The 24,287-nt window shown below is 35.7% G+C and carries 31 protein-coding genes; 22 read left to right on the top strand and 9 right to left on the bottom strand.

Going from position 1 to position 24,287, the window contains the following annotated elements:
• The first annotated feature begins 120 nt into the window (after positions 1 to 120).
• Complete coding sequence (locus EDC58_RS06795; RefSeq protein WP_123352766.1) at positions 121 to 1,161, top strand: ribonucleotide-diphosphate reductase subunit beta; 1,041 nt, start codon at positions 121 to 123, stop codon at positions 1,159 to 1,161.
• 9 nt (positions 1,162 to 1,170) lie between these two features.
• The gene (locus EDC58_RS06790) at positions 1,171 to 1,587 is read left to right on the top strand and encodes a secondary thiamine-phosphate synthase enzyme YjbQ (RefSeq protein ID WP_123352765.1); all 417 of its coding nucleotides are present in this window, start codon (positions 1,171 to 1,173) and stop codon (positions 1,585 to 1,587) included.
• On the opposite strand, the gene EDC58_RS06785 is transcribed toward EDC58_RS06790, so the two are convergent.
• Positions 1,584 to 2,189, bottom strand: coding sequence for a hypothetical protein (locus EDC58_RS06785; RefSeq protein WP_123352764.1), 606 nt, complete (start codon positions 2,187 to 2,189; stop codon positions 1,584 to 1,586). The two genes, EDC58_RS06790 and EDC58_RS06785, sit on opposite strands and share 4 nt — an antisense overlap.
• 56 nt (positions 2,190 to 2,245) lie before the next feature.
• On the opposite strand from EDC58_RS06785, the gene EDC58_RS06780 reads away from it, so the two are divergent.
• The 4 genes from EDC58_RS06780 (at position 2,246) to EDC58_RS06765 (ending at position 4,762) form a co-directional block, all read left to right on the top strand.
• Complete coding sequence (locus tag EDC58_RS06780) at positions 2,246 to 2,806, top strand: flavin reductase family protein (protein ID WP_235823192.1); 561 nt, start codon at positions 2,246 to 2,248, stop codon at positions 2,804 to 2,806.
• A complete protein-coding gene (locus tag EDC58_RS06775; protein ID WP_123352763.1) occupies positions 2,803 to 3,378 on the top strand; it encodes a fumarylacetoacetate hydrolase family protein in 576 nt (191 codons plus the stop codon). The genes EDC58_RS06780 and EDC58_RS06775 overlap by 4 nt, the downstream gene beginning before the upstream one ends.
• On the top strand, positions 3,375 to 4,067 hold the full coding sequence (locus EDC58_RS06770) for a 7-carboxy-7-deazaguanine synthase QueE (RefSeq protein ID WP_235823191.1): 693 nt from the start codon (positions 3,375 to 3,377) through the stop codon (positions 4,065 to 4,067). The genes EDC58_RS06775 and EDC58_RS06770 overlap by 4 nt, the downstream gene beginning before the upstream one ends.
• Before the next feature lie 110 nt (positions 4,068 to 4,177).
• Positions 4,178 to 4,762, top strand: a complete 585-nt coding sequence (locus EDC58_RS06765) for a 6-pyruvoyl trahydropterin synthase family protein (protein ID WP_123352761.1) — start codon at positions 4,178 to 4,180, stop codon at positions 4,760 to 4,762.
• Here the strand turns inward: EDC58_RS06765 and EDC58_RS06760 are convergent.
• On the bottom strand, positions 4,740 to 6,212 hold the full coding sequence (locus EDC58_RS06760) for an ATP-binding protein (RefSeq protein ID WP_338025535.1): 1,473 nt from the start codon (positions 6,210 to 6,212) through the stop codon (positions 4,740 to 4,742). The two genes, EDC58_RS06765 and EDC58_RS06760, sit on opposite strands and share 23 nt — an antisense overlap.
• 172 nt (positions 6,213 to 6,384) lie before the next feature.
• Positions 6,385 to 7,128, bottom strand: a complete 744-nt coding sequence (locus EDC58_RS06755; RefSeq protein WP_123352759.1) for a carbonic anhydrase — start codon at positions 7,126 to 7,128, stop codon at positions 6,385 to 6,387.
• Positions 7,129 to 7,341: 213 nt separating this feature from the next.
• On the opposite strand from EDC58_RS06755, the gene EDC58_RS06750 reads away from it, so the two are divergent.
• From EDC58_RS06750 to EDC58_RS06735, 4 genes are read left to right on the top strand one after another with little or no spacing between them, the layout of a single operon-like run.
• Positions 7,342 to 8,025: a TIGR00703 family protein gene (locus EDC58_RS06750; protein WP_123352758.1), complete on the top strand. Its 684-nt coding sequence runs from the start codon at positions 7,342 to 7,344 to the stop codon at positions 8,023 to 8,025.
• A 9-nt stretch (positions 8,026 to 8,034) separates the two neighbouring features.
• Positions 8,035 to 8,748 (top strand): hypothetical protein, encoded by a 714-nt coding sequence (locus EDC58_RS06745; RefSeq protein WP_123352757.1) that lies wholly within the window; start codon positions 8,035 to 8,037, stop codon positions 8,746 to 8,748.
• 1 nt (position 8,749) lies between these two features.
• Positions 8,750 to 9,130: a NifB/NifX family molybdenum-iron cluster-binding protein gene (locus EDC58_RS06740; RefSeq protein WP_123352756.1), complete on the top strand. Its 381-nt coding sequence runs from the start codon at positions 8,750 to 8,752 to the stop codon at positions 9,128 to 9,130.
• Positions 9,127 to 9,492, top strand: coding sequence for a NifB/NifX family molybdenum-iron cluster-binding protein (locus EDC58_RS06735; RefSeq protein WP_123352755.1), 366 nt, complete (start codon positions 9,127 to 9,129; stop codon positions 9,490 to 9,492). Before EDC58_RS06740 ends, EDC58_RS06735 begins: the two co-directional genes overlap by 4 nt.
• A 7-nt stretch (positions 9,493 to 9,499) precedes the next feature.
• Here the strand turns inward: EDC58_RS06735 and EDC58_RS06730 are convergent, their stop codons facing one another.
• The 3 genes from EDC58_RS06730 to luxS are packed head-to-tail and all read right to left on the bottom strand — an operon-like array spanning position 9,500 to position 11,640.
• Positions 9,500 to 9,964 carry a desulfoferrodoxin family protein gene (locus EDC58_RS06730; protein WP_123352754.1) on the bottom strand — a complete coding sequence of 155 codons (465 nt, stop codon included), beginning with the start codon at positions 9,962 to 9,964 and terminating at the stop codon, positions 9,500 to 9,502.
• 54 nt (positions 9,965 to 10,018) lie between these two features.
• On the bottom strand, positions 10,019 to 11,113 hold the full coding sequence (locus EDC58_RS06725; protein ID WP_123352753.1) for an SLC13 family permease: 1,095 nt from the start codon (positions 11,111 to 11,113) through the stop codon (positions 10,019 to 10,021).
• A complete protein-coding gene (gene luxS / locus EDC58_RS06720) occupies positions 11,110 to 11,640 on the bottom strand; it encodes an S-ribosylhomocysteine lyase (RefSeq protein WP_123352752.1) in 531 nt (176 codons plus the stop codon). Before luxS ends, EDC58_RS06725 begins: the two co-directional genes overlap by 4 nt.
• Before the next feature lie 189 nt (positions 11,641 to 11,829).
• On the opposite strand from luxS, the gene rpsB reads away from it, so the two are divergent.
• The 4 genes from rpsB to fliR are packed head-to-tail and all read left to right on the top strand — an operon-like array spanning position 11,830 to position 15,024.
• Positions 11,830 to 12,660 (top strand): 30S ribosomal protein S2, encoded by an 831-nt coding sequence (rpsB, locus tag EDC58_RS06715; protein ID WP_123352751.1) that lies wholly within the window; start codon positions 11,830 to 11,832, stop codon positions 12,658 to 12,660.
• A 1-nt stretch (position 12,661) separates the two neighbouring features.
• Positions 12,662 to 13,588, top strand: coding sequence for a translation elongation factor Ts (gene tsf / locus EDC58_RS06710; RefSeq protein ID WP_123352750.1), 927 nt, complete (start codon positions 12,662 to 12,664; stop codon positions 13,586 to 13,588).
• Between the two features lie 39 nt (positions 13,589 to 13,627).
• Positions 13,628 to 14,266 carry an ABC transporter ATP-binding protein gene (locus tag EDC58_RS06705; protein WP_123352749.1) on the top strand — a complete coding sequence of 213 codons (639 nt, stop codon included), beginning with the start codon at positions 13,628 to 13,630 and terminating at the stop codon, positions 14,264 to 14,266.
• A complete protein-coding gene (gene fliR / locus EDC58_RS06700; protein WP_123352748.1) occupies positions 14,257 to 15,024 on the top strand; it encodes a flagellar biosynthetic protein FliR in 768 nt (255 codons plus the stop codon). The genes EDC58_RS06705 and fliR overlap by 10 nt, the downstream gene beginning before the upstream one ends.
• Here the strand turns inward: fliR and EDC58_RS06695 are convergent.
• Positions 15,014 to 15,532 carry a phospholipase D-like domain-containing protein gene (locus EDC58_RS06695; RefSeq protein WP_123352747.1) on the bottom strand — a complete coding sequence of 173 codons (519 nt, stop codon included), beginning with the start codon at positions 15,530 to 15,532 and terminating at the stop codon, positions 15,014 to 15,016. The genes fliR and EDC58_RS06695 overlap by 11 nt on opposite strands.
• Positions 15,533 to 15,575: 43 nt before the next feature.
• Here EDC58_RS06695 and EDC58_RS06690 point away from each other — a divergent pair, with 43 nt between their 5' ends.
• Genes EDC58_RS06690 through EDC58_RS06675 form a run of 4 tightly spaced genes read left to right on the top strand, consistent with a single transcriptional unit; the run spans position 15,576 to position 19,498 of the window.
• A complete protein-coding gene (locus EDC58_RS06690; protein ID WP_123352746.1) occupies positions 15,576 to 16,814 on the top strand; it encodes a hypothetical protein in 1,239 nt (412 codons plus the stop codon).
• A gap of 1 nt (position 16,815) precedes the next feature.
• Positions 16,816 to 17,448 carry a guanylate kinase gene (gene gmk / locus EDC58_RS06685; protein ID WP_123352745.1) on the top strand — a complete coding sequence of 211 codons (633 nt, stop codon included), beginning with the start codon at positions 16,816 to 16,818 and terminating at the stop codon, positions 17,446 to 17,448.
• Positions 17,445 to 19,067, top strand: coding sequence for an arginine--tRNA ligase (argS, locus tag EDC58_RS06680; protein ID WP_123352744.1), 1,623 nt, complete (start codon positions 17,445 to 17,447; stop codon positions 19,065 to 19,067). Before gmk ends, argS begins: the two co-directional genes overlap by 4 nt.
• Positions 19,067 to 19,498 carry a 2-thiouracil desulfurase family protein gene (locus tag EDC58_RS06675; RefSeq protein WP_123352743.1) on the top strand — a complete coding sequence of 144 codons (432 nt, stop codon included), beginning with the start codon at positions 19,067 to 19,069 and terminating at the stop codon, positions 19,496 to 19,498. Before argS ends, EDC58_RS06675 begins: the two co-directional genes overlap by 1 nt.
• Here EDC58_RS06675 and rsfS read toward each other — a convergent pair.
• Together rsfS and nadD are read right to left on the bottom strand one after the other, a co-directional pair.
• Positions 19,487 to 19,813: a ribosome silencing factor gene (rsfS, locus tag EDC58_RS06670; protein ID WP_123352742.1), complete on the bottom strand. Its 327-nt coding sequence runs from the start codon at positions 19,811 to 19,813 to the stop codon at positions 19,487 to 19,489. The genes EDC58_RS06675 and rsfS overlap by 12 nt on opposite strands.
• Positions 19,779 to 20,330, bottom strand: coding sequence for a nicotinate (nicotinamide) nucleotide adenylyltransferase (gene nadD / locus EDC58_RS06665; protein ID WP_123352741.1), 552 nt, complete (start codon positions 20,328 to 20,330; stop codon positions 19,779 to 19,781). The genes rsfS and nadD overlap by 35 nt, the downstream gene beginning before the upstream one ends.
• Before the next feature lie 38 nt (positions 20,331 to 20,368).
• Between nadD and gap the strand changes: the two genes are divergently transcribed.
• From gap to fabI, 4 genes are all read left to right on the top strand, one after another.
• Positions 20,369 to 21,358: a type I glyceraldehyde-3-phosphate dehydrogenase gene (gap, locus tag EDC58_RS06660; protein ID WP_123352740.1), complete on the top strand. Its 990-nt coding sequence runs from the start codon at positions 20,369 to 20,371 to the stop codon at positions 21,356 to 21,358.
• A gap of 185 nt (positions 21,359 to 21,543) precedes the next feature.
• Complete coding sequence (locus EDC58_RS06655; protein WP_123352739.1) at positions 21,544 to 22,758, top strand: phosphoglycerate kinase; 1,215 nt, start codon at positions 21,544 to 21,546, stop codon at positions 22,756 to 22,758.
• Positions 22,755 to 23,444 (top strand): triose-phosphate isomerase, encoded by a 690-nt coding sequence (locus EDC58_RS06650; RefSeq protein WP_123352738.1) that lies wholly within the window; start codon positions 22,755 to 22,757, stop codon positions 23,442 to 23,444. The genes EDC58_RS06655 and EDC58_RS06650 overlap by 4 nt, the downstream gene beginning before the upstream one ends.
• Positions 23,441 to 24,220, top strand: coding sequence for an enoyl-ACP reductase FabI (gene fabI, locus EDC58_RS06645; protein ID WP_123352737.1), 780 nt, complete (start codon positions 23,441 to 23,443; stop codon positions 24,218 to 24,220). Before EDC58_RS06650 ends, fabI begins: the two co-directional genes overlap by 4 nt.
• Positions 24,221 to 24,287 lie beyond the last annotated feature (67 nt).

The following is a 24,287-nucleotide window of genomic DNA, read 5'->3' as shown; positions in this document are numbered from 1 at the left end:
ATGATAAATTGAAGAAAATAATTGATATAATGTGCGTATGTTATAAAACTGAAATTAAACAGATTGATAATTTCGATTGTTATAGAGAAATAAAAAAATATTTAAAAACGGAGGAGTGAGATGCAAATAAAAAAACTTTTCAATTACAATTGTCCCGTGCATAAAGGAAGTACGACTTCTATTATTAACGGATGTACCGAAGGGATTATTAACCTAAACAAACTAAGTTATCCGTGGGCTTATAATCTATGGGAGATGATGCTTGCGAATACTTGGTTTCCAAGAGAAGTGGATTTAACGGAGGATGCAAGACAATATAGAAATCTATTGCCTGCTGAAAAAAGAATGTACGATAAAGCGCTCTCTCAGCTTATTTTTATGGATTCTATCCAAACAAACAACACTCCCGACCATGTAAACCCTTGGATTACTGCGCCTGAGGTTAATATGTGTTTGGTAAGACAAGCGTTTGAAGAAGCTCTTCATAGTCAAAGTTATGCGGTTATGGTAGATAGTATTTCTTTAAATACCGATGAAATTTACGAAATGTGGAGAGCTGATGAAAACCTAAGAAAGAAAAACGAATTCATCGGAAATGTATATGAAGAGTGGGGTGCTAAAGCTTTAAACGGAGATGACGAAGCGAAAATTTATATGATAGTGGCGAATCAAGCGCTTGAGGGAATCTATTTTTATAATGGATTTGCGGCATTTTACGTTCTTGCTCGTGCCGGGAAAATGATAGGTAGCGCTCAGATGATTAGATTTATCCAAAGAGACGAGGTAACTCATACGCTATTATTCGCAAATATTTTTAAAGAGATTAAAAAAGAGTATCCTGACCTTTTCACTCCTGAAGTTATCAGAAACATAAAAGATATGCTTTATGCTGCATATGAGCTTGAAAGAGATTGGGGATGGTATATTACTCAAGACCAGATTTTGGGAATGAGTAAGGAACTTATCGATAGATTTACAAAATATCTTGCAAATAAAAGAGCTCAAGCTATGGGGCTTGAGCTTTTATTTCCTGATGTCGGTCTTAAAAATCCTATTAGCTGGTTTGATAGTTTTAGCTCGTTTAACGACCAAAAAACAAACTTTTTTGAAGGAAATGTAGTTAATTACAGCAAAGGTAGCTTAAGTTTTGACGATTTTTAAGGGTTTCGTATGATTTTCAGACAAAAAGAGATTATTGTAAAAGCTCCCAAAAGGGGCTTTTTTTTGATTACCGATAAAATTTTAAGCTCAATTGATATTAGCGATATCAATACGGGAATGATGAATCTTTTTTTAAAACACACTTCGGCATCTTTAACGATAAACGAAAACGCTTCTCCTGATGTTAGAGTGGATATGGAAATGATTTCGAGTAAATTGGTACCCGACGGGTATGACTATAATCACTCCTTAGAAGGTCCTGACGATATGCCCGCACACTTTAAGTCTTCGATGTTCGGAGTTAGTCTTAATATTCCTATTACAAACGGAATGTTGAATTTAGGAACATGGCAGGGGATATATCTAAACGAGCACAGAGATTATCCCACAAACAGAAAAATTGTAATTTCCGTTTGGGGAGTTTAGAAGCACTCTATCGTATAATCCGCTTCTATGCTTTGTTTTAGTTTCTCTATAGGCATAGGTAGTGATTTCATAATTGTCATTTGAGGATAGTGTTTTTTTATTTGAATGTTTTTTGCAAAGCAGTGAAGTTTCAGTTTTTTTGAGAGTTCGTTTTGTTTGTTTTGAATTTGTAAGTAAGCTTGTAGTTTTAGGTTTTTATCCATTTGCTCTTGCTCTTTTGGAGTAAGTGCGAATCTTAGATTTTGGATTGTAATAATTCCTTTGATTTTAGGAAAAACATCCGAGAATTTTTTGGTTTGAGTACGTGGAAAAGTGCATTGTGCGTGAATATGAGAATTATACCCCTCAAAAATTCTAACGTCTCCTTTGTATTTATATACCGGATTAATACTGTACGTCACTTTTTGACAATAAGGTCTCAAAACTTTTATGTTATTTGCCGCCGAATCGATTGCGTTTTGCATTTTCTTTTGAGAATTATCGATATTTAGGATAACTTTTATAGAAGACGGATTTGCTTCTTTTGTGATAACAACTTTATCTTTGATTTCAAGTGCAAAAAGTGTCAAAGTAGACAACCCCATAACGATTAACTTTTTCATCCCTTCTCCCTTTTATAATATAATAACGAAAAAATTATATAAAAAAAGGATTGATAGTGCAAATTATCGACTTTAACGAAATTGAAAGCAAAGAACGCTATAAACTTATGGCCGGCAATATAATCCCGCGCCCGGTTGCTTGGATTGTGACTGAGAATAATGGAATTATTAACGTTGCGCCTTTTAGTTATTTTACGGGAGTGTCTTCAAAACCTCCTCTTTTAATGGTAAGCATAGGGCGCAAAAAACCTACGATCGACGAGCCAAAAGATACTTTTAAAAACATAAAAGAGACAAAAAAAGCAAGCGTTTGTCTTGTACCTATCGAGATGTATGAGACTATGGATAAAACGGGAGAAGTATTGCCTTCAAACATCAGCGAAGCGGAAAAATTCGGTATCGAGCTTGAGAGAATCGACGAAAATTTCCCGCCTATCGTAAAGGGCTGTAAAAGAGCTTTTTTGTGCGAACTTTACGGAACGTTTGAAAATGAAGAGATGGCGACGATTCCTTTCTTTTTGAAAATAGAAAAAATGATAATTGACGGGGATTTCGAGCCTGTTGCGAGAGTCGGCAAAGGATACGCAAGGCTTTGCGATATTGAGGATAAAAAATGAATGCGAATAAAATAGTCTGTGTCGGAAGAAATTACGTAGAGCATATTAAAGAATTAAACAACGAAATGCCAAGCGAGCCGGTATATTTTATGAAGCCTTTTAGCAGTGTGAGTGAGGATATCGTACTTCCTGGGTATTCTCCTATGCATTATGAGGGTGAGATTTGTTTTTTGATAGGGGATAGGTTAAAAGTCGGTTTCGGGTTTGATTTTACGCTTCGTGAAATACAAAGCGAGCTAAAGAAAAAAGGACTTCCTTGGGAGAGGGCAAAAGCTTTTAAGGGAGCTGCTGTTTTTAGCGATTTTGTGGAATTTGAAAATATAGAAGATTTGGGACTTGAAGTTTATAAAAACGATGAGCTTATTCAAAAAGCAGACGTTTCTTTGATGATGTTTAAACCTTGGGAGTTGTTCGAAGATATCGATAAGATTTTCGGTTTAAACACAGGAGATATCGTAATGACCGGCACTCCTAAAGGTGTCGGGCTTGTGGAAGAGGGTGATGAATTCGAGGGTAGGATTTTGGAAAAAGGCAGGGTGATAGTCTCTAAAAAATGGAAAGTCAAAAAGTGAAAAAAATACCGATAAGCGAGATTTTTTATTCGATTCAGGGTGAGGGCAAATACTGCGGAACGCCGAGTGTTTTTGTAAGAGTCGGCGGGTGCAATCTGAGATGTCCCGGGTTTGGAGATAAGGGGTGTGATAGTTATTATGCTGTGGATAAAAGGTATCAAAAAGAGTGGGAATTAAAAAGTATCGAAGATATAAAAACTGAAATAAAAAAATACCTGAAATTCGACCCTCATCTTGTGATTACGGGTGGGGAGCCTACTCTTTATTTTAAAGAGCTTTATCCTTTAATCGAGTGGTTTGAGGGGCAAATAACGATAGAAACAAACGCGACTATCGATATAGATTTTGAAAAATTTCCGGCTTATAAAAAAGTCGCTTTTGCCATGAGCGTAAAACTATCCAATAGCGGCGAAGAGTATAATAAAAGAGTCAAAAAAAACGTCATAAAATCATACGCTAAAAACGCAAAAAAAAGCTTTTTTAAATTCGTAATCGACAAAGACTTGAAAAAAGAAATCGAAGATATTACAAAAAATATCAACCTTTCTATCTATTGTATGCCTCTTGGCGCTACAAAAGAGGAGCTTGAAAAAAACGCACCTTTCGTTTTTGAATTTTGCCTCAAAAACGGCTACAGATATAGCGATAGAATCCACATAAGGCTTTTTGGGAAGAAAAAAGGGGTTTGATTTTGTCCGCTTATTTTCTTCTATTTTTTGAAAAGTAACTTCGATACATTGGAGTAACTCTTTGCTTAAAATTTCACATTTTTGCTAAAATCACATAAAAAAGGCATTTTGTGATAATCAGAAAACTTTACAAATTCGAAAACGCTCATATAGTCAGAAACTGCACGAGTAGGCGTTGTAGTCGCTCGATTCACGGGCATAGTTATAAAGTCGAAGTGAAATTAAGCAGTAATTTTTTGGATAAAGGTCAAATGGTTTATGATTTCGGACTTATGAAGCTTAGTATCAAAGAGCTTATCGATAGTTTCGATCATGCTATTACTATTTGGAGCGAGGATAATGAAGAGTATAAAAATTTCGCTAAAAAATTTAGCGAGAGGTGGATTGAGCTGCCTGTAAATCCGAGTGCCGAGCAGTTTAGTAGGGTCTTTTTTTTGATAGTGGATAGAGTGCTTGAGTGTATGGAATTCAGAAACGAAGAAAAAGAGGTAAAAGTCCATTCGGTAGTGGTGCACGAAACGGATACGGGGTATGCCGAGTGTTTTAGGGAGGATGCTTATAATTTTAAAAATATGGGTGAGATTAGGCTTGAGGATATCGTTTTTAGCGATAGAATAAAAGAGGAATGGAGTGATAAGAATCTTTGGGATAAACTTTTGAAAAAAGAGAAGCTCACTCCTCCGAGCGAGGTTTGATTTTTATTGTAAATTTTGCGCCTTTTTTTGTATTTTCTACGTCTATGGTTGCGTTCATTTTCTCTTCTAAGATGATTTTAGTCATATAAAGCCCAAGACCCGTGCCTTCTTTTTTGGTGGTGAAATATGGCTCGAAAATTTTGTCTATTATCTCTATCGGAATTCCTCCTGCGTTGTCTTCTATTTCTATTGTTATAAAGTCGTCTTGTTTTAGTGAGATTTTTATCTCTTTGTTTTTCGGATTTTTTTGGTTTAGGGCGTCTTTTGCGTTTGAGATTAGGTTGATTAGTAGCTGTTTTAGGGTGTTTGGGTAGCCTTTTAGGGTGATGTTTCGGGTGTTTAGTTTAATTTTTATGTTTGATTTTTGAAGCTCGGCTTGGCATTCGTCTATTGCCAAGTCGATTATCTCTTTTAGGTTGAATGTTTTTTTGTTTTCTTTTATTTTGAATATCTCTTTGAAGTCGTTTATCGTATTTATCATATACTCGATTTGTTTTTTGGAGTTGGTTTCGTATTGTTTTAGTGCTTTTTCGTCCAATTTTCCAAGTTTGTACTCTTTTATAAGTAGTTCGTTTAGGGCTTTTAGGGTGCTTAGGGGTTGTTTCCATTGGTGAGCTATTATGCTTATCGCTTGGTTGATTTGATTTAGTTTCGAATCTCTTAGGCGTTTTAGTCTTTTTAGGGCTTGTTCTTTTTTGAGGATTTCTCTTTTTAGTTTTCTATTGATTGTATGCAGATAGATTAAAAAAGCGATGATGATAGTAAACAGCAAAGCAATAAAAATCATAGTTTTTTTATCGAAAATTACTATTTTTTCTTTTATGTAACCCCATTTTAGTTTTAGGGCTTTCATTTTATCTTGCGGGATTGAGTTTAGGGCTTTTGATATTATGATATTCAAAACGGGCTCTTTTATGTTCGTTGCGATTTTTAGGTAGTAGTTGTAGTTTAGATTAAAAGCCGGGAAAATGTCGTTTAGGTTGTGTTTTTGGATGTAGTAATTCGCTCTTACGGTTTCTGCTATAGCGGCCGAGACTTTTTTTGAATTGAGAAGTTTTAAAGCTTCAAGCTCGCTGTGTGTTTGTATGAGACGTATTTGAGGGTATTTTGCTTGGAGATATTCGCTAATGGCGCTTCCTTTTGTAACGGCGACTTTTTTGCCGAAAAGCTCTTTTATTGAATTTATTTTTTTGGCGTTTATGTTTTCTAAGACCATATTTTGTTGGATAAGTACGGTATCGGTAAAATGGAGATAATTTAATCTCGAAGGTGTCTTTTGTGCGGCAAATACTATATCGATTTCTCCTTTTTTTGCGGAATTGATAAGGTCGCACCAGGTGTGATAATAGACGTATTTGAATTTAACGTGAAGTTTGTTTTCCAAAGTTTTGAAAAGATCGATAAAAAAACCTTGATATCCGTTTTTTGTTTTTAGAATTTGATTCGGGATTTGGGTGATACCTATGGTGATTATTTTTTTGTTGTTTAGCCATGAGCGTTCTTGTTTATTTAGAAAAAGTGTTGAGGCAAAAAGTATGGTTGAGAGTAAAAAAATTATAAGCGCTCTGATTTTTCACCCTTTTTTATCGGGTATTATATAAAAAAAGAGGAGAAAAAGAGAATTATTTTAGGATAACTCTTGCGTTTATAGGTTGAAGAGGTCTGTTGTTTTTACCCATAACTTTTTCGAAAGCTTTAATTTGCTTTTCGCTAACTTCTACAGGTTGTTTAAGAACGAACCATCTCACTCCCTCACTACAAGGAGGTGTCGTAAGAGACCCGTTGAATCTGTAGTATTCAAGACTTTTCGGTAATAGGTCTTTTGCTTTTAGGTTTGCCGGGCATAGGTTGTTTTTTACTCCCGGTTTTTTAGGCATATTATCTACTAATTTTTGAAGTGCCGGGTTGTATTTTCCTATTTTGAACATAACCGCCACTACCGCAAGTTCTCCGTCTTTTGTAGAGTGAACGAAATGCGCTTCCATAGGGAAGTATTCTCTGTTGATAGTGTTTTCGCTTGGTGTGTGGAAGTGGAATTGTAATAATTTAAATTCTTTTCCGTCGATATAAAGTTTCGCTCCGTCTTTCATTTCGGCTTTTACCGTATGGCCGTTATTTAGGAATGTTTTGGCTTTTACGTCGTAATAGATGTTTAGAGGTGTAAGTGTTGCGCTAACGGCACCGCTAACGTCGATTGGAGATTGGTTTTTTCCGATTTTACACATAATGTATTCTTTTTTCAAATCTCCCCAATATTCAGGTCCGGTTTTTCCGCTGTAACTCCAAGTACCGTGTGCGTAGTTGCTTGCCATAAGCGTACCTGCCGTCATTGCAGATATCGCAAGTGATGCTAATAATTTCTTCATAGAAACTCCTTTTAAAAATTTTTTCGGTAGGGAAATGATATTAAGTTACGTGTAAACGTAATGTAAACAATTTATAATATAAGAAAAAATAATAAGAAATAAATTTTTTCGATAGAAAAAGTTATAACAATATAAATGAACTAAAAATTTTAAAAAACTTGACAAATAAATACTCAAAATATATAATTATAAAAAACTAAATAAGGAGACATTATGATTACTGAGCTAAGACGCGCACAACTTCTCAATACTTTGGTATTCGAGACATTGGGACAACCTGAAAAAGAGAGAGAATTTAAGATTAAATCTCTTAAAAAGTGGGGATTTGATTTGGTTTTTGGTAAAAAAGACGGAGAAGAGACGTATTTTGCCGCAGCTGATAAGAAAGCGGGAGATAAATATACCGAAAACGACGTAGAACACGAGGTGGTGGAAGTATTAAGCGAACTGCCTAAAAATAAAAAAATGTTTGCAAAAATAGAAATGATTGAAGGAAAAGCACACTTATACGTTTATCTAAGAGAAGATGATATCGATACGCCGATACTTCATATTCCGGCGGGTGAGATATTGCTTGCGTTTTTGAAAAAACACAAATTCATTCATATCATTGAAGCCCTAAGAAATATAGGGAGTGCCGCAAATCTTGTAAAAAAACACGGAGACGAAGGAAAACCACTGCCTTTTGAAGAGTTGCCGCCGGTACCGAGAAGATTTTTAAGAGATGCAAAAAAAATAGAAAAAGAGATGGGATTCGGGAGAATCGCACTTGCATATTTCGGAGAAAATAAAAGCGGTGAGGCGAGATATTGGATGGAGTGGATGGTGCCTACAATCGCACTTTTCGATGAAAAAATTTCCCAAAAAATAGATAAAGCCCTGGCTGAATTCAAGTAAGGAGTGAGTATGCTTATATTTTGGAGCGGGACTTCTTTTGAAAAGAACGGATTTTTAGAAGACGAAAACGGAAAATTTATCCCGAGAAACGCTATTTTGGAAGCGCTTGAGAGTGCTGTTGTGTTTTATTACATCAAAAAAGACAAAGAACTTGAGAGACTTGTCACAAAATATTTGATGGAAAAACCGAAACTAAAAGAAATCAGCAAAGAAGTTAAAAAAAGAGTTTTTGAAAAATATCCGGTGCTTGATGGAATCGAAATTCCCGAAAAAATCTATTTACCTGAAGAGAATATTTCAAACGAGCTTGTAAAAGTATTCGATTTGGAGAAAAAAGAGTTTACGAAAAGTTTTCATATGGATGTTTTCAAAGGCGTGCTTGAAGATGTGAAAATAAAATCTCAAAATTTGGAAAAAATCAAAAACGCTTGTAAATCTTACGCAAGAGCACTTGCTGAATATGAGCACAAAGCTCTTAAAGATACTGAGTTTGAAGATTTGATGGTTGAGATTCAAAATAATATTGCAAACGAGTGGGAAATTCCTATTCGTGTAGGGCATTGGACAAATACGCCTTATAAAGGTGATTTATTGTTTTTCTGGAGAGTTAAAGAGGTGAGAGATTATCTTTTGAAACATTTACATATTGACATTCGTCCAAAAGATGTGCTATATTTACCGCGTACAAATGAATTCCTCGGATGGGGAGAAATAAAGGATTAAAATGTCAATAAAAGTTGCGGTACCTGTAAAAGATGAAAGTTTGGAGATTGTAACAAGAACGGGAAGAGCTCCGTTTTTTGCAATTTTCGAATTTGACGGAAATGAATTCAAACTTTTAGGATTGAATGAAAATACTCATGCAGGAGAGCATGAGCACGAACACGGACATCAAGAAGAACATACGGCAGATGAGGTAGAACATCATCACAAACACGTAAAAGCGAGCAAAGTTGATGACTGTGATTATATCGTTGTAAGGGCTCTTGGTCCTAATATGGAAGACGCTTTGAAACTTGCGGGTGTGAAGATTATAAAAGTTAGTAAAAAAGACGGCGAAAAAGCGCCGGAAGTTTTGGAAAAAGTTAAGGAGCAGTTGAAATGAGAGTTGTAATTCCTACATCCACTCCCGACGGACTTCTTGCAAAAAGGGGTGCGCATTTCGGGAAAGCTCCTTTTTATGTTATCGTAGATATCGAAAACGGAGAAATAAAAGACGTAAATTTCACTCAAAATCCCGGTCACGCCGGCGGAGCATGCGGTAATGCCGTAATGAATATCAAAAATTTGGGAGCTGATACTTTAATAGTTGTGGGTATCGGTCACAGACCTCTTGAAGGTTTTAAACAAGCCGGTATAAAAGTGTATTATGACGACGTATCTCCTACTGTCGAAGAAGCTATCAACAGACTTTTAAGCGGAGAGACTCAGGAGATAAGACCTGAGAACGCTTGCGGGGTTCATTAACCCCTTTTTATTTTAACGTAATCGTATTTTCCCAAATTCCGTGAATGTTACATCCCGCAACGGCAGTTAGTTTTTTAACTCCGTCAAGTTTTACTTTATATGCCGCATAACCCATTGCTTTTCCCGGTTCGAAGAGAGTTCTTGCTACAAGTTTTCCGTCTGCGTTTAATTCGATAAAATCTATCCAGTGATTATCGGTACTCGGATGAATAATCCCTTCTTGCCCGAGAGTAATTTCTACAAGAGTATATCCGTTAGTGTCTTTCGGTCCGATTTTGATGTCAGGAGTATGTTTAAGCTGACCTTTTGTAGGGTTTTTTGAGTCTTTTTTATATTTTTCTCTGTTTTTGATGCCTTCTCTATATTTTCCGTAAACATCAGTTTTTTCTTCTTTGTATTCGCTTGCACTTAGAGTTGTAGCTGCTGCCAATGCTCCTAATGCTCCGATTTTTAGTGCTTTTCTTCTATCCATAATAGTCCTTTTAAGATTATTTTTGTCTTATTATAGTGGAAAAATATTATTAAGTCAAATAAATTTTTGAATAATAAGAAAAACTAATAGATATGATAAGATGAAAAAAGGAATAGAATATTTATGAAAGCTCAGATAAACTTTGGAGTTATTAAGAAATCTAAGCGCTATAACGTTTGCAAGAGAACTTATCAAAAGTCCGTTTCCTGCGACGTTCACTCCGTAAGCAATTGCTACGTAATCGTTTGAAAAATGTGTCATAAAAATCGCCGCCGGGACGTTTGAGATGAATTGAGATAATACCACGCTTATATTGAATACGTTTATAAAGTCGGTTTTAAACGAGTGCATAATATCTTGGATGCTTTGGAGTTTTGCTAAGAGAGAAAAATCAATAAACATTATAATAAACGTAAAAATTAAAAAATAATCGAATTTTAAAAAAACTTCATTTTGTTTGCTGAAAAGATAAAACGAAATTATAATAATCAAAGCGTATCTTACTAATGAATTTTCAAGTGCGAAAATAAATATCAAAAATAGTATGATTGATGAAAAAAACAGAAATTTATCCACTTTTACTTTTTCTTTTAGTTCTATTTCTAATGTTTTAGGTTTGAAAAGTAAAAAAACGAAAATAAAAAGTAACACCAATTCCGGCACAACGATAAAGCTCATAGTTTTTATGAAATCCAAAACTCCGATATCCATTTGTCTGAATAAAAAAAGATTTTGAGGATTGCCAAAAGGTGTTAGTGCGCTTCCGACATTTACCGCTATGGCTTCGAAAATTATGAGTTTTGTGAGGTCGTTTTTTATTTGAGATGAAAAAGCGATAGTTAGAGGTACTAAAATAAAAAGAGTAATGTCGTTGGTCAAAAACATGGATAAAACCAAAGCAAGAGAGATAAAAGCAATCGCAAGTCTTCTTTCGTTTTTGAATTTATCTATGGTTTTGATAGCAAGAAAATCGAAAAATTTTGAAATTCTAAGTGCCGTAGTTATTAATAAAAGCGCTATTAAAGCTCTGAGTGTTGCAAAATCTATCGAGGATATTATTTCGTTAAGAGTGGGCTTTAGCTTAAAATAAAGAGGAAAAAAGAGGGCTAAGAAAATAAAAAAAAGCCACTCTTTTTTTAATAATTTCATCCTAATACCGTTACTTTATCTCTATCCACGTCACAAACGTTCGGGATTTTTGTAGGGTCTAATTTTAAAGATTCGTTGTCGATTTCTACGATGTTTTTGTTTAATATATGTTTTGCGACCTCTTTTGCGGCGTTTAGAGAGTGCATATAGCAGCTGCCGCATTGATAAATATTGGCTTCGGGGATATCGTTTGTATTTAGGATGTCTTGCATTGATTTTTTAAAAGCGTCTATGATTTCTTGGGTTTTAGGCTCACCTATTACGCTCATATAAAATCCCGTACGGCATCCCATAGGAGAGATATCGATGATTTCGTAGTTTGGTAGATTGTCTCTCATATATCCGGCAAAGAGATGTTCTAAGGTATGCATCGCTTTTTCGCTGATGATTTCTTCGTTCGGTTTTGCAAATCTAAGGTCATATACCGTTATAACGTCTCCTTTTGGAGTTTTTACTTTTTTTGCTACTCTCACTCCTGGTGCTGGCATTTTTACGTGGTCTACTAAAAAGCTATCAAGCATTGGCATGGTCTTTTCCTTTTTTAAAGTAAATATTGTGAAAAAAAATCTTTTTTCTACTGTATTTTATCATAAAATATAGTAAAATTTCAGTTCAAATCCTCACCTCTCAATCCTTGGTAGGGTTGCAAGCGTAGCTTGTTAACGGGGAGGGAGGCTAAACCCGAAACCAAGAAAAAAATAATTCAAGGAGAACAAATGGCGTGTAACGTAACAATGAAAGATTTATTAGAGTGTGGTGTACATTTCGGACATCAAAAGAGAAGATGGAATCCGAAAATGAAAAAATATATTTTCGGTGTGAGAAAAAACATTTATATTATCGACCTTCAAAAAACTCTTAGACATATCAAATATGCTTGCAACGTAGTAAGAGACGCTGCAGCTGAAGGTAAAACTATCCTATTCGTAGGTACAAAAAAACAAGCTGTAGATGCTATTAAAGAACATGCGGAAAGAGCCGGAATGCCGTATGTAAACCACAGATGGCTCGGTGGTATGCTTACAAACTTCCCAACAATTCAAAAATCAATCAGAAAACTTGAAATCATCGAAAAAATGCAAGAAAGCGGACAAGTTAATCTTTTAACTAAAAAAGAGAGACTTATTCTTGAAAGAAGAAGAGCGAAACTTGAAAAAGTACTTGGTGGTATCAGAAATATGAAAAAACTTCCTGATATGTTATTCATTATCGATACTGTAAAAGAAAAAATCGCAGTTGCGGAAGCAAACAAACTCGGTATTCCTATCGTAGCACCTGTTGATACAAACTGCGACCCTGACGTAATCGATTATCCGATTCCAGGAAATGACGACGCTATCAGAAGTGTAAATCTATTCTGTAAAACTATTGCGGATGCGATTATCGAAGGTAAAGAAATGGCTGAAAGTGCTGCTGAAGAAGCGCCTGTAAGCGAAGAAGAAATCGCAAACGAAGTAAAAGAAATCAAAGAAGAAGCTGCGGCTGAAAGCAAAACTGAAGAAGAAATCAAAGAAGAAATCGAAGAAATCAAAAAAGAGGAGGCGTAATATGGCGAATATTACAGCAGCAATGGTAAAAGCGCTAAGAGATAAAACCGGCGCTGGTATGATGGATTGTAAAAAAGCTCTTGTAGAAGCAAACGGAGACGAAGAAAAAGCGGTAGAAATCCTAAGAAAAAAAGGTCTTGCAAAAGCAGCTAAAAAAGCTGACAGAAACGCGGCTGAGGGTAGAGTTGAGATTTATTTGACTCCTGATTACAAAAAAGGAAGCATCGTAGAAGTTAACTGTGAAACCGACTTCGTTGCTAAAACTGACGAATTCGTTGAATTTACAAAAGAAATCGTTAAAACTATCAACGTAAACGATATCGACGATGTAAATGCTTTAATGGGTACATCATTCGGAAGCGGAACTTTTGAAGAAGAATTAAAAGTAAAAATCGCTAAAATCGGTGAAAATATCGTTGTTAGAAGAATGGCGACTATCAAAGCTCCTGAAAACGGAATCGTAAACGGATACATCCACGCTGGCGGTAGAGTAGGTGTACTTGTAGCGGCAGCATGCGACAAACCTGAAACTTGCGAAGCTATTAAAGATACTTTAAAAGATATCGCAATGCATATCGCAGCTATGAAACCTCTATATTTAAACCCTGAGAGCGTACCGGCTGACGTTATCGAAAAAGAAAAAGAAATCGCAAAAGAACAACTTCTAAAAGAAGGTAAACCTGAGCAAGTTATCGATAAAATTATCCCAGGTAAAATCAAAAAATACTTCCAAGAAGTATGTTTGACTGAACAAGAATACGTAAAAGCTGAGAAAAAAGAAAGCGTAGCGGAAGCTCTAAGCAAAGCTGCAAAAGCTGCCGGAGGAGAGGCTAAACTTGTTGATTTCATCAGATTCGAAGTTGGTGAAGGTCTTGTTAAAAACGCATGCAACATGGCTGATGAAGTTGCAAAAGCTTTAGGAGAGTAATCTCTCCTTTTTTTGCTATAATTTTGCAAAAAGGCAAATATGTTAATAGCAAAAAACTTATCTCATTCTTTTGACTATCTTCTTTTTGAAAACGTAAATCTTCAAATAAATCCAAAAGATAAAATTGCAATAATCGGTAGTAGCGGTAGCGGAAAATCCACACTTCTTCATATTTTATCGGCGCTTTTAAAACCTCAAAACGGCATAGTGGAGTATGAAGGAAAAGATATCTATTCGATAAGTGAAAAAGAGCTTATAGAAATAAGAAAAAAAGAGTTCGGGATAATTTTTCAGTTTCATTATCTTTTTAATACTTTTACCGCTCTTGAAAATCTTCAAGCTGCGGCGATTTTAGCACAAAGAGAAGTTGATATGAAACTGCTTGAGAGACTGAAAATCAAAGATGTTATCAACCAAAACATCCAAACCTTAAGCGGTGGACAGCAGCAAAGGGTAAGTATAGCAAGGGTGCTTACAAAACATCCGAAAATAATTTTTGCCGACGAACCTACCGGAAATCTCGATAAAGAAAACGCAAACGAAGTAATTGACGTATTGTTTGAATATTGCGACGAAAATAATGCGGCACTTTTGACCGTTACTCACGATTATGAGATTGCGAAAAGATTTGAAAGAGTTTATGAATTAAAAGATAAAAGGCTTAATATTTGGAAATAATCAATTGGCTAACTCCTGTCAATGTCGTAACTTTTTTGCTGCTTTTTATTAGAATCAGCTCTTTTTTGTCTTTTATGCCCTTTTTTAACTACGTAAATATTCCGATGAGCGCTAAAGCGGCTCTTAGTATTTGGCTTAGCGTGCTATTTTTCCCAATCGTGCCGAAAATTACTTTTGAGATTAATCTTTTGAATTTAATGCTGGCGATTTTTAATGAGGTGGCTTTTGCTTTTTTTGTGGGGATGGCGCTTCAGCTTATTTTTGATATCTTAAAATACGCGGCCGAGCAGATAAGTTTTGTCATGGGTTTTACTATGGCAAACGTAATAGACCCGAATTTCGGTACCCAATCCACAATCCTTTCTCAATTTTTCACATGGGTTGCTATTCTTGTTTTTTTAAGTTTGGGAGGGGATCATCTTGAGATTTTGTTTATGTCAAAAACATTCGAGTCTTTGCCTTTCGGGGCTTTTTTTAATTATCACAACGTTTATGAATATTTTGTCGTTTATATGGGAAAATATTTTATGATTGGAATCGGGCTTGCTTTTCCGATTTTGGCTATTTCTTTGATGAGTGACATAATTTTCGGAATGATTATGAAAACTATGCCGCAATTTAACTTGTTGGTTGTAGGGTTTCCTATCAAAATCGGTATCTCTTTTATCGTTTTGATTGTTATTTTATCAAGTATGATGAACGTATTTTCGAACGAAATAGCCCAAGCTTTTAGGGCTATTATGCATTTTATCGGCTGAGTCTGTAGGGAGTTGAGATAACTTTTAGTTTTTTAAAGAAATTTTCGAATTCGGAGATTAATGTTTTGTCTGTTTCTATCAAGATATATTCGTAATTTTTAAAAAAAGCCGAATAAGAATAGTTCGCACTTCCGATTACGAGATATTTATCGTCGATTATACTCATCTTGACGTGCATCTTCGCTCTATCTCCGTTTTTGTATCTTTTACCGCTTAAAAGCAGTACTTTTATATTTTTTATTGCTGCGAGATTGGGAATGACGCTTCTTCTGAATTTGGCTTCTTTTTTATCGGCGATAATAGTAATTTTCACACCTTTTTTTGCCGCGATTTTTAAAGCTCTTGCCAATTTTTTGTTTGTGAACGTGTAGATTGTGATTTTTATGTTTTGGTGAGCGTGAGAAAATAACTCGCTTAATCTTTTTTGAGCGATTTCTCCGTCCATTGGCATAAAATATACCTCTTTTGCAAAGAGAATAGTGGCAATAAGTAGGATAATCTTTTTCAAATTCGCCCTTTTTTACTATAATTATATTAAAAAAGGCCGGTCTATGAAAATTCTTCTATTTTCCAATAATCCAACCATCCAAAAACTTTTCACCCTTAGTGCCGAAAAAAAAGGCGACGAAGTAGAAATAGGTACCAGCGATTATATGCCCGAGGGTAAATTCGATATCGTTTTTATCGACAAAGATATCTTAACGGATGAGTTTTTAAAAGAGTTAAAAGAGATTTATCAAGCGAAATACGTTTTGATTTTGAGTAAAAATGACGAGAAAGTTCCCGGGTTTGATAGCTATCTTTTTAAGCCGTTTTTGCCTACGGATTTGATCGATTTTATCGACAATCTTCAAAAAGATGAGACTTCAAGTGATTCGGAAGAGATTAATATCGACGATTTAAGTGACGATATGGATATTGAAAGCTTTGATGAAAATTTGGAAGATATCGGGGATTTGGACGATTTGGATTCGCTTGAGGATTTGGATGAGCTTGGAGGACTTGAGGAAGTAGAGGGGCTTGACGATTTGGAAGAGGATAATGACTTTTTGGTCGAAGAAAACGACTTGGATAACGAAGTCGAGGAGAAAGACGAAGAAGAGGAATTTTTGATTAACGAAGACGAACTTGTCGAAGATATAGAAAAAATCGAAAATGAGGAGGAAACTTTGGATAAAGTCGAAGAAAAAGCTCTTGAAGAGGAAATGGAAGTAAAAGAAGAGGTTGATGAAGATTTTGTAGATGAAAATTTTGATGTGGAAGACTTAGAAGAGCTTCAAGAAGATAGTGAGCTGGATAAAGATAACGAAGATGTTGATGACGTTATGGTCTCTTTGGATGAAATTGAAGAAGAATCAACTACACAAGAGAGCGAAAATATAGACGATTTGCTTGAGGATGAAAATTTAGCGAATGAAGACGAAGAAATTGAAGAAAAAATTGAAGAATTCGAAGCGATTGACGAGACGGTAATGGATGACGAGCCTATCGAAGAGCCTGAAACTAACGAGTCTCAAGAAAGCGCGGAAGAATTCGACGAGCTTGAGAATTTGGATGAAAGCGAACTTGCAAAAGCTCTTGGAGAAGATATAGAAGAGACGCCTGAGAGTGAAGAAACTCCTGAAATAGAAGAGTCTGCGGCAATAGAAAACGAGCCGAAAATCGAAGAATTCGCTAAAGACGAGCCGAGTCTTGAAGAAAAAACTCTTGGAAATATCTTAAATATCAATTGGGAAGAGCTTAAAAAAGCAAAAGCAAAAGTTACCATAACAATAGATTTCGGAGGCTAAGATGGATTATCTGAAAGTAAAGGGAAGTATTTTAGTCGTATCGGGTCCGAGCGGTAGTGGGAAGACTTCTTTAGCAAGAGCGGTTTGCGAAGAGCTTGGGGATAAGGCTTATTTTAGTATCTCTACGACAACTCGTCCGATTAGAGACGGAGAAAAAGACGGAGTTGATTATTTTTTCGTAACTAAAGACGAATTTTTAGAAGATGTGGAAAAAGGTTATTTTCTTGAATGGGCCGAAGTGCACGGAAATTTTTACGGAACGAGCAAAATTCAGATAAATAAAGCCTTGGATGAAGGTAAAATCGTATTTTTGGATATTGACGTTCAAGGACACGAAGCGGTTAGAAAAGCGTATCCGGATGTAGTAACGAGCGTATTTGTAACTACAAAAGATAAGCATACGTTGATTGAAAGACTCAAAAACAGAGGAACGGAAACTGAAGAGACTCTGAAAGTCAGAATGATAAACGCACTTCATGAAATGAAAAAAATTCCGGAATACGACTATCTTTTGATAAACGACGATTTTGAAGTGGCGAAAGAATTTTTAAGAAGTGTGGCTATTTCATCTTTAATCAAAACGAGCAAATACGAACTTGATAAATTTATAAATCATTGGAAAGGGAGTGAATGAAAAAAAGAGTTGCCGATATTTTTAAAGACCATTTAGGAGAACATCCTCCGATTAACAAACCCAAACAAAAAGAGTTCGGGCATTATGCGGTGCCTGTATTTAAATATGCCAAAATGAACAAACAAAATCCTGTGGAATTTGCAAAAAATCTATGTGAAAAACTTGGGAAGTGCGAAGAATTCGAAAGTGTAGAGCCTCTAAGCGGATTTGTGAATATAAAACTTAGTGATAAATTTTTGGACGAATTCGCAAATAGGGTATTGGAAGAAAAAGAAAATTTTGCAAAAGGCGAAGGAAAAGAAAAAATCTTGCTTGAATACATCTCAGCAAACCCTACCGGACCATTGCATATCGGACATGCAAGGGGTGCGATTTTTGGGGATGCTCTTACAAGAATCGGGCGTCATGTAGGGTATGACGTAGTGACAGAATACTACGTAAACGATGCGGGACGTCAGATAACGCTTCTTGGGCTTTCGGTTTATCTTGCGGCGCGTGAGATTTTGGGACTTGAAGTCGAGTGGCCGGATGAATACTACAGAGGCGAATATATTAAAGATTTGGCAAAAGAAGCAATAGAGGAATTTGGAGAAGATTATTTTAAAAATCCTGTGGAAATTGTAGAAAATGAAGGCAAAAAAGAAGCGAAATTCGAAGATGAGAGGTTAAGTCTTTGGGCTAAAGATAAAATGCTTGAAGAGATAAAAAGCGATATAAAAGCCCTAAACGTGACGCCTTTTGATAATTGGGTTAGTGAGAGAAGTCTTTATAAATACTGGGATGAGGTTAGAAAAATCTTAGAAGAACACGGCGCTTTGTATGAAAAAGACGGAAAAATTTGGCTTAAAAGTAGCGAATATAAAGATGAAAAAGATAGAGTGGTAGTAAGAGAAGACGGAAGACCTACATATTTGGCCGGTGATATTATCTATCACTGGGATAAATTCAAAAGAGGATTTGATAGATACATCAATATCTGGGGAGCGGACCACCACGGATATATTGCAAGGGTAAAAGCGGCTATCAAGTTCTTGGGATTTGAGCCGGAAAAACTTGAAATACTTTTGTCTCAAATGGTAAAACTTCTAAAAGGCGGAGAGCCTTACAAGATGAGTAAAAGGGCCGGAAATTTCATCTTAGTAAGAGATGTTGTGGAAGATGTTGGGGCGGATGCTCTTAGATTCGTATTTTTAACCAAAAAAGCCGATACTCATCTGGAATTTGACGTTGACGATTTAAACAAACAAGACGCAAGCAACCCGAGTTATTACGTTAATTACGCTCATGCAAGGGTTAGAAGTATTTTCAGAAACAAAGGCATTGATTACGATGACGTAAAAAATGTGGAGCTTAAAGATTTGAGCGAAGACGAAAAAGATTTGCTCTTTTTAGCTCTTCAAATTCCTTATGTTTTGGAAGATGCGTTTAGTGCAAGAGAGCCTCATAGACTAACAAACTATCTTATCGATTTGGCAAGTGAGTTTCATAGTTTTTATAATAAAAACAAAGTTATCGGAAGTGAAAGAGAAGATATTAGACTTAAAATCTTAGCGGTTGTCGGAAGTATAATTAAACTCGGGCTTTCATTACTTGGAATTACGGCTAAGGAGAAAATGTAGTGCAAAAGGCTATGATTAGCGAGTGTATGCTTGGGGTTCCATGTAGGTACGACGGCAAATCAAAGCCTTTGCCTTTGGAAATCATAGAAAAACTAAAAGAAAAGTACGAGCTTATTCCTTTTTGTCCGGAAGCTTTTGCGCTTCCGACTCCTCGTCCTCCTGCGAGATTCATAGGAGATAAGATTATCGATATAAACGGAGTTGATAAAACGGATGCGTTTTTAAAAGGTGCGAAAGAAGCCCTTAGAATTTGCAAAGAAAATAATATTAAGGTTTTTATTGGAAAAGAGAAATCTCCAAGTTGTGGTGTTAAAAAAACAAGTGCTTATATTAACGGATGCGAATGCAAATGCGACGCACCCGGGCTTACGAGTAAAATACTAAAAGAAGAGGGAATCGAGCTTATTAGCGAGTGGGATTTAACCTCTTAATTTTTCTTTTATCTCTTTTAAAAATTCGTCCATTTGATATTTTGCTCTGTATTCTTCACTCATTAGATGAATTAAAATATCACCTAAGTCGATAACGGTCCAATCGTCACTCTCATCAACACCCAAAAACTCTTCACCAAGAGGTTTTAAGGTTTTTTTGAGATGATCGAGTAGCGCTTTTGCGTGTTTGTCCGCCATTGTTGTAGCAACTACTACGTAATCTACGAAATAATCCGTATCTCTTAAGTCGTAATCCATAATATCAAGTGCTTTTTTTTCGTCAAGTAGCTCTTTTATTTTTGCAATTCTGTCCATAAAACTCCTTTATTTCTTTTTCGATTTTTTTAGGTAAAAATTTAAAATTACAATTTCTTATTTCCGTAGAACTTATCGGAACGTCAATATTTATAATTTTTTTTATATTGTGCTTTTTTAGGAGATTTTCGTCGAGTTCTCCTCTTGTGGCTACTACAAATTCTACCATATTTTTAAGCTCTTGAATATTTTTCCATTTATCAAGCGTTTTTAGGTTGTCGCTTCCTATTATAAAATAAGTCGGATTGAAATGTTTTACTGTTTCTATCGAATAGACGGGGCGATTTTTTGAAATTTCATAATCGCTCACTTCCACTTTTTCAAAATCACTAAAAACCTCTTTTAGCCATTTTAGCCTAAGTTCCGGCGGTGCCGAGAAGCTTTTTTTTAACGGATTGAGATAATTGGGTACTATTATTACCTTATCAATGTCCAAATTTTCAAGAGCTTTTTTAACAATTTCGATATGTCCTAAATGTACGGGGTCAAAACTTCCGCCGAAAATTGCTGTTTTCATAACGGAATTTTACTATAATTTCATCAAAAAGGCGGTTAATGAAAATAGCAATTAACGGAATTGGCAGAATAGGCAGAAACGTTATAAGAGCACTTTTGAAAAGAGATGAATTCGAACTTGTAGCTATTAACGATATTATGCCTATCGAAATTGCCGCTTATTTATTAAAACACGACACTATCAGAGGAAATTTGGAAGATATCGAAGTTTTGGACTCTCAGACATTAAAAATCGGACCTCATTTTGTCAATTATTCTCAAAAAACGACTCCTAAAGAGTGTGATTTTAGTGAAGCTGATGTAGTTATAGAATCTACCGGGAAATTTTTAAGTTTTGATGAAGTAAAAGAGCATTTGAAAGGTAATGTGAAAAAAGTGATTATTTCAGCACCCGCAAACGATGATACTCCGACTTTCGTTTACGGAGTGAATCATAAAGAATATAACGGCCAAAGCGTAATTTCAAACGCTTCTTGTACTACGAACTGCTTAGCTCCTATAGCTAAAATAATTGATGAGAAATATTCGATAGTTTCAGGATTTATGACAACCATCCACAGCTATACGATGGATCAAAAACTCCTTGACGCTCCAAATCTTAGAGACATAAGACGCTCGCGTGCTGCTGCGAGTAACATTATCCCCACTTTTACGGGAGCGGCAAAGGCTATTTATAAAGTTTTACCGAATTTAAAAGGAAAACTTGACGGAAGGAGTGTGAGAGTGCCTGTAAATAACGTATCGCTTATGGATTTGACCTTGCAACTTGAAAAAGAAGTTAAAGCCGATGAGATAAACGAGCTGATAGAATTTCACGCTAAGACGGATTTTAAAGGAATAATCGGAATAGATTACGAGTATGCCGTAAGTAGCGATATTAACGGAAGAAAAGAAAGTAGTGTTTTTGTACCCGATTTAACTCAGGCAAACGGAAAACTATTAAAACTTTTTGCCTGGTATGATAACGAATGGGGATATTCAAATAGGCTTCTTGATATGGCGGAGTATGTGTATAAGTGGGGAGAGTGAAATAGTAAGTTTGTGAAATTGTTGGAAAAGATTAGTTTGATAGATTAAATGGTATGGGTGTTGAGGTTGTAAATATAAGATTCTAAAAAAATTTGTAAAGTTGAGGTTAAAAAAAGGGTTGGAGAGTCGGGTTTGATTTGTTAAAACTCAAGCGGATTGGATATAATTTTGAAAAAAGGAGAGGTATGAAAATTAATTCGCCAAAAGATTTGCCTATAAAAAGAGGTGATAGGGTTTTTGTAAGATGTGATTTTAACGTGCCTTTGGATGAATTCGGAAATATTACTGATGACAGAAGAATCAGAATGGCTCTTCCTACTATTAAATATCTTCTTGACAACGACTGCAAAATCGTAATCGCAAGCCACCTCGGAAGACCAAAAGGTGAGTTTAACGAAAAATTTTCATTAAAACCGGTAGCAAAAAGACTTTCTCATTTATTAAAACAAGACGTTATTATGGCAAAAGACGTAGTGGGTCCTGATGCTAAAGAAAAAGCGGCTAATTTAAAAGAGGGAGAGGTTTTACTCCTTGAAAACGTAAGATTCGATAGCAGAGAAACGAAAAACGACGAAGGATTTGCAAAAGAATTAAGCGAATTTGGAGATTTTTATATTAACGACGCATTCGGTGTTTCACACAGAGCTCATGCGAGTGTCGAGGCTATTACGAGATTTTATGATGATTGTCATAAAGCTGGCGGATTTTTGCTACTTAAAGAAATAAACTTTTTCCATAAACTCCTTGAAAAACCGGTAAGACCGTTTGTAGCTGTGGTAGGTGGTAGCAAAGTTAGCGGTAAGCTTCAAGCTCTTGTGAATCTTTTACCGAAAGTCGATAAAATGATTATCGGCGGTGGTATGGCGTTTACGTTTTTAAAAGCAATGGGATATAACGTCGGAAATTCGCTTGTTGAAGACGATTTGATCGATGAAGCGTTAAAAATTATGGCGGAAGCAAAGAGACTCGGGGTTAAATTTTATCTTCCTGTAGATATCGTAATTGCCGATAAATTCGCAGAAGATGCGATGGTTAAATACGTAACTTATCAAGAAATTCCAGACGGATGGATGGGGCTTGATATCGGACCTGCGACTGTAAGATTGTTCGGAGAAGTGTTATGGGATGCACAAACTATTCTTTGGAACGGACCTATGGGTGTTTATGAGATGGATAAATTCAGCAGGGGTACGTTTAAGATTTCTCATGAAATTGCAAGAAGTCATGGAATCAAAGTGGTGGGCGGAGGTGATACTGCCGATGCCGTACAAAGAGCCGGAGATGATGAAGAGATGACGTTTATTTCAACGGGAGGCGGAGCGTCTCTTGAACTGCTTGAAGGTAAAAAACTTCCAGGAGTTGCTGCTCTTGAGATTCCGGATGAAGTGAGTTGTCAATGATAGTAGCGGCCAATTTTAAAATGCACAAAACGAGAAAAGAGACGATAGAATACTTAAAAGAGCTTGAAAATGTGGAATTCACAAGAGTGAAAGTTGCGGTTTTTCCTCCTTTTAGTGCTTTGGTTGAAAATGATTTAATCGGAGCTCAGAACGCATATCCCGCACAAAACGGAGCCTATACCGGTGAAATAGGGCTTGAACAATTGAATGAATTTAACATCAAAAGAGTTCTTTTAGGTCATAGTGAGAGACGTCATATTTTAAATGAGTCCCAAGAATTTATTGCAAAAAAATTCGATTTTTATAAAAAAGAGGGTTTTGAGATTTTTTATTGTGTGGGTGAACCGCTTGAGGTTAGAAAACAAGGAATCAAAGCGGTTATGGAATATATTAAGTCTCAGTTTGAAGGTATTGATTTAGAGTATGAAAAATTAATTATAGCTTACGAGCCGGTATGGGCTATCGGTACTGGAGTTAGCGCTACAACCGAGGAGATAAAAGAGACTCACGAAGAGATAAGAAAACTAACAAGTGCTCCGATACTTTACGGCGGAAGCGTAAAACTTAACAATATAAGCGAAATACTTGATATTCCTAATGTAGACGGCGTACTTGTGGGAAGTGCGAGTTTGGATGTGAATACTTTTAAAGAAATGATAAATAAAGCAAAGGAGAAGATACAATGATTATGGAAGGTAAAAAAGGTTTAATTATCGGTGTTGCGAATAATCGCTCAATTGCTTACGGAATTGCAAAAGCTTGTAAAAATCAAGGTGCGGATTTAATACTTACGTATCAAAACGATAAACTAAAAACGAGAGTTGAAAAAGTTGCAAAAGAGCTTGATGTAAAAAACATCTATCCTTTAGATGTTAGCAAGCCTGAAGAAATTACTGCATTGAAAGAGGCTATTGAAAAAGATTATGGGAAAATAGACTTTTTAGTACATTCTGTTGCATTCGCTCCAAGAGTAGCGTTGGACGGAAAATTTATAAACACTACAAAAGAAGCGTTTAATATTGCAATGGAAATTAGCGTATTTTCATTAATAGAAGTTGTTCAAAAATTAGAGCCTGTATTAAATGACGGGGCGAGTATTCTTACATTAACATATTTAGGAAGTCAAAGATATATTCCTCACTATAATGTAATGGGTGTGGCAAAAGCGGCTTTGGAAGCGAGTGTTAGATATTTGGCTGTTGATCTTGGAGAGAGAGAAATTAGAATTAACGCATTAAGTGCGGGACCTATCAAAACGCTTGCTGCAAGCGGAATCGGAGATTTTAGTGAAATCCTTAAATATAACGAAAAAAATTCTCCGCTTAGAAAAAATGTAACAATAGAAGAGGTTGGTAATTCCGCAATGTATTTATTAAGTGACCTCTCAAGCGGCGTAACTGCGGAGGTTCATTATGTTGATAGCGGATATAATATAATGGGTATGCCTTTATATGAAGATTAATCAAAAATTAACAAAAAACTATAAAAAAACACAAAAATAGCACAAAATATTTGATTTTTAAAAAATT

This window comes from Caminibacter pacificus (genome assembly GCF_003752135.1).
Taxonomy (GTDB): Bacteria; Campylobacterota; Campylobacteria; order Campylobacterales; family Nautiliaceae; genus Caminibacter; species Caminibacter pacificus.
The sequence above is the reverse complement of the archived record's forward strand: the minus strand, read 5'-3'. Positions and strand labels throughout refer to the sequence as shown.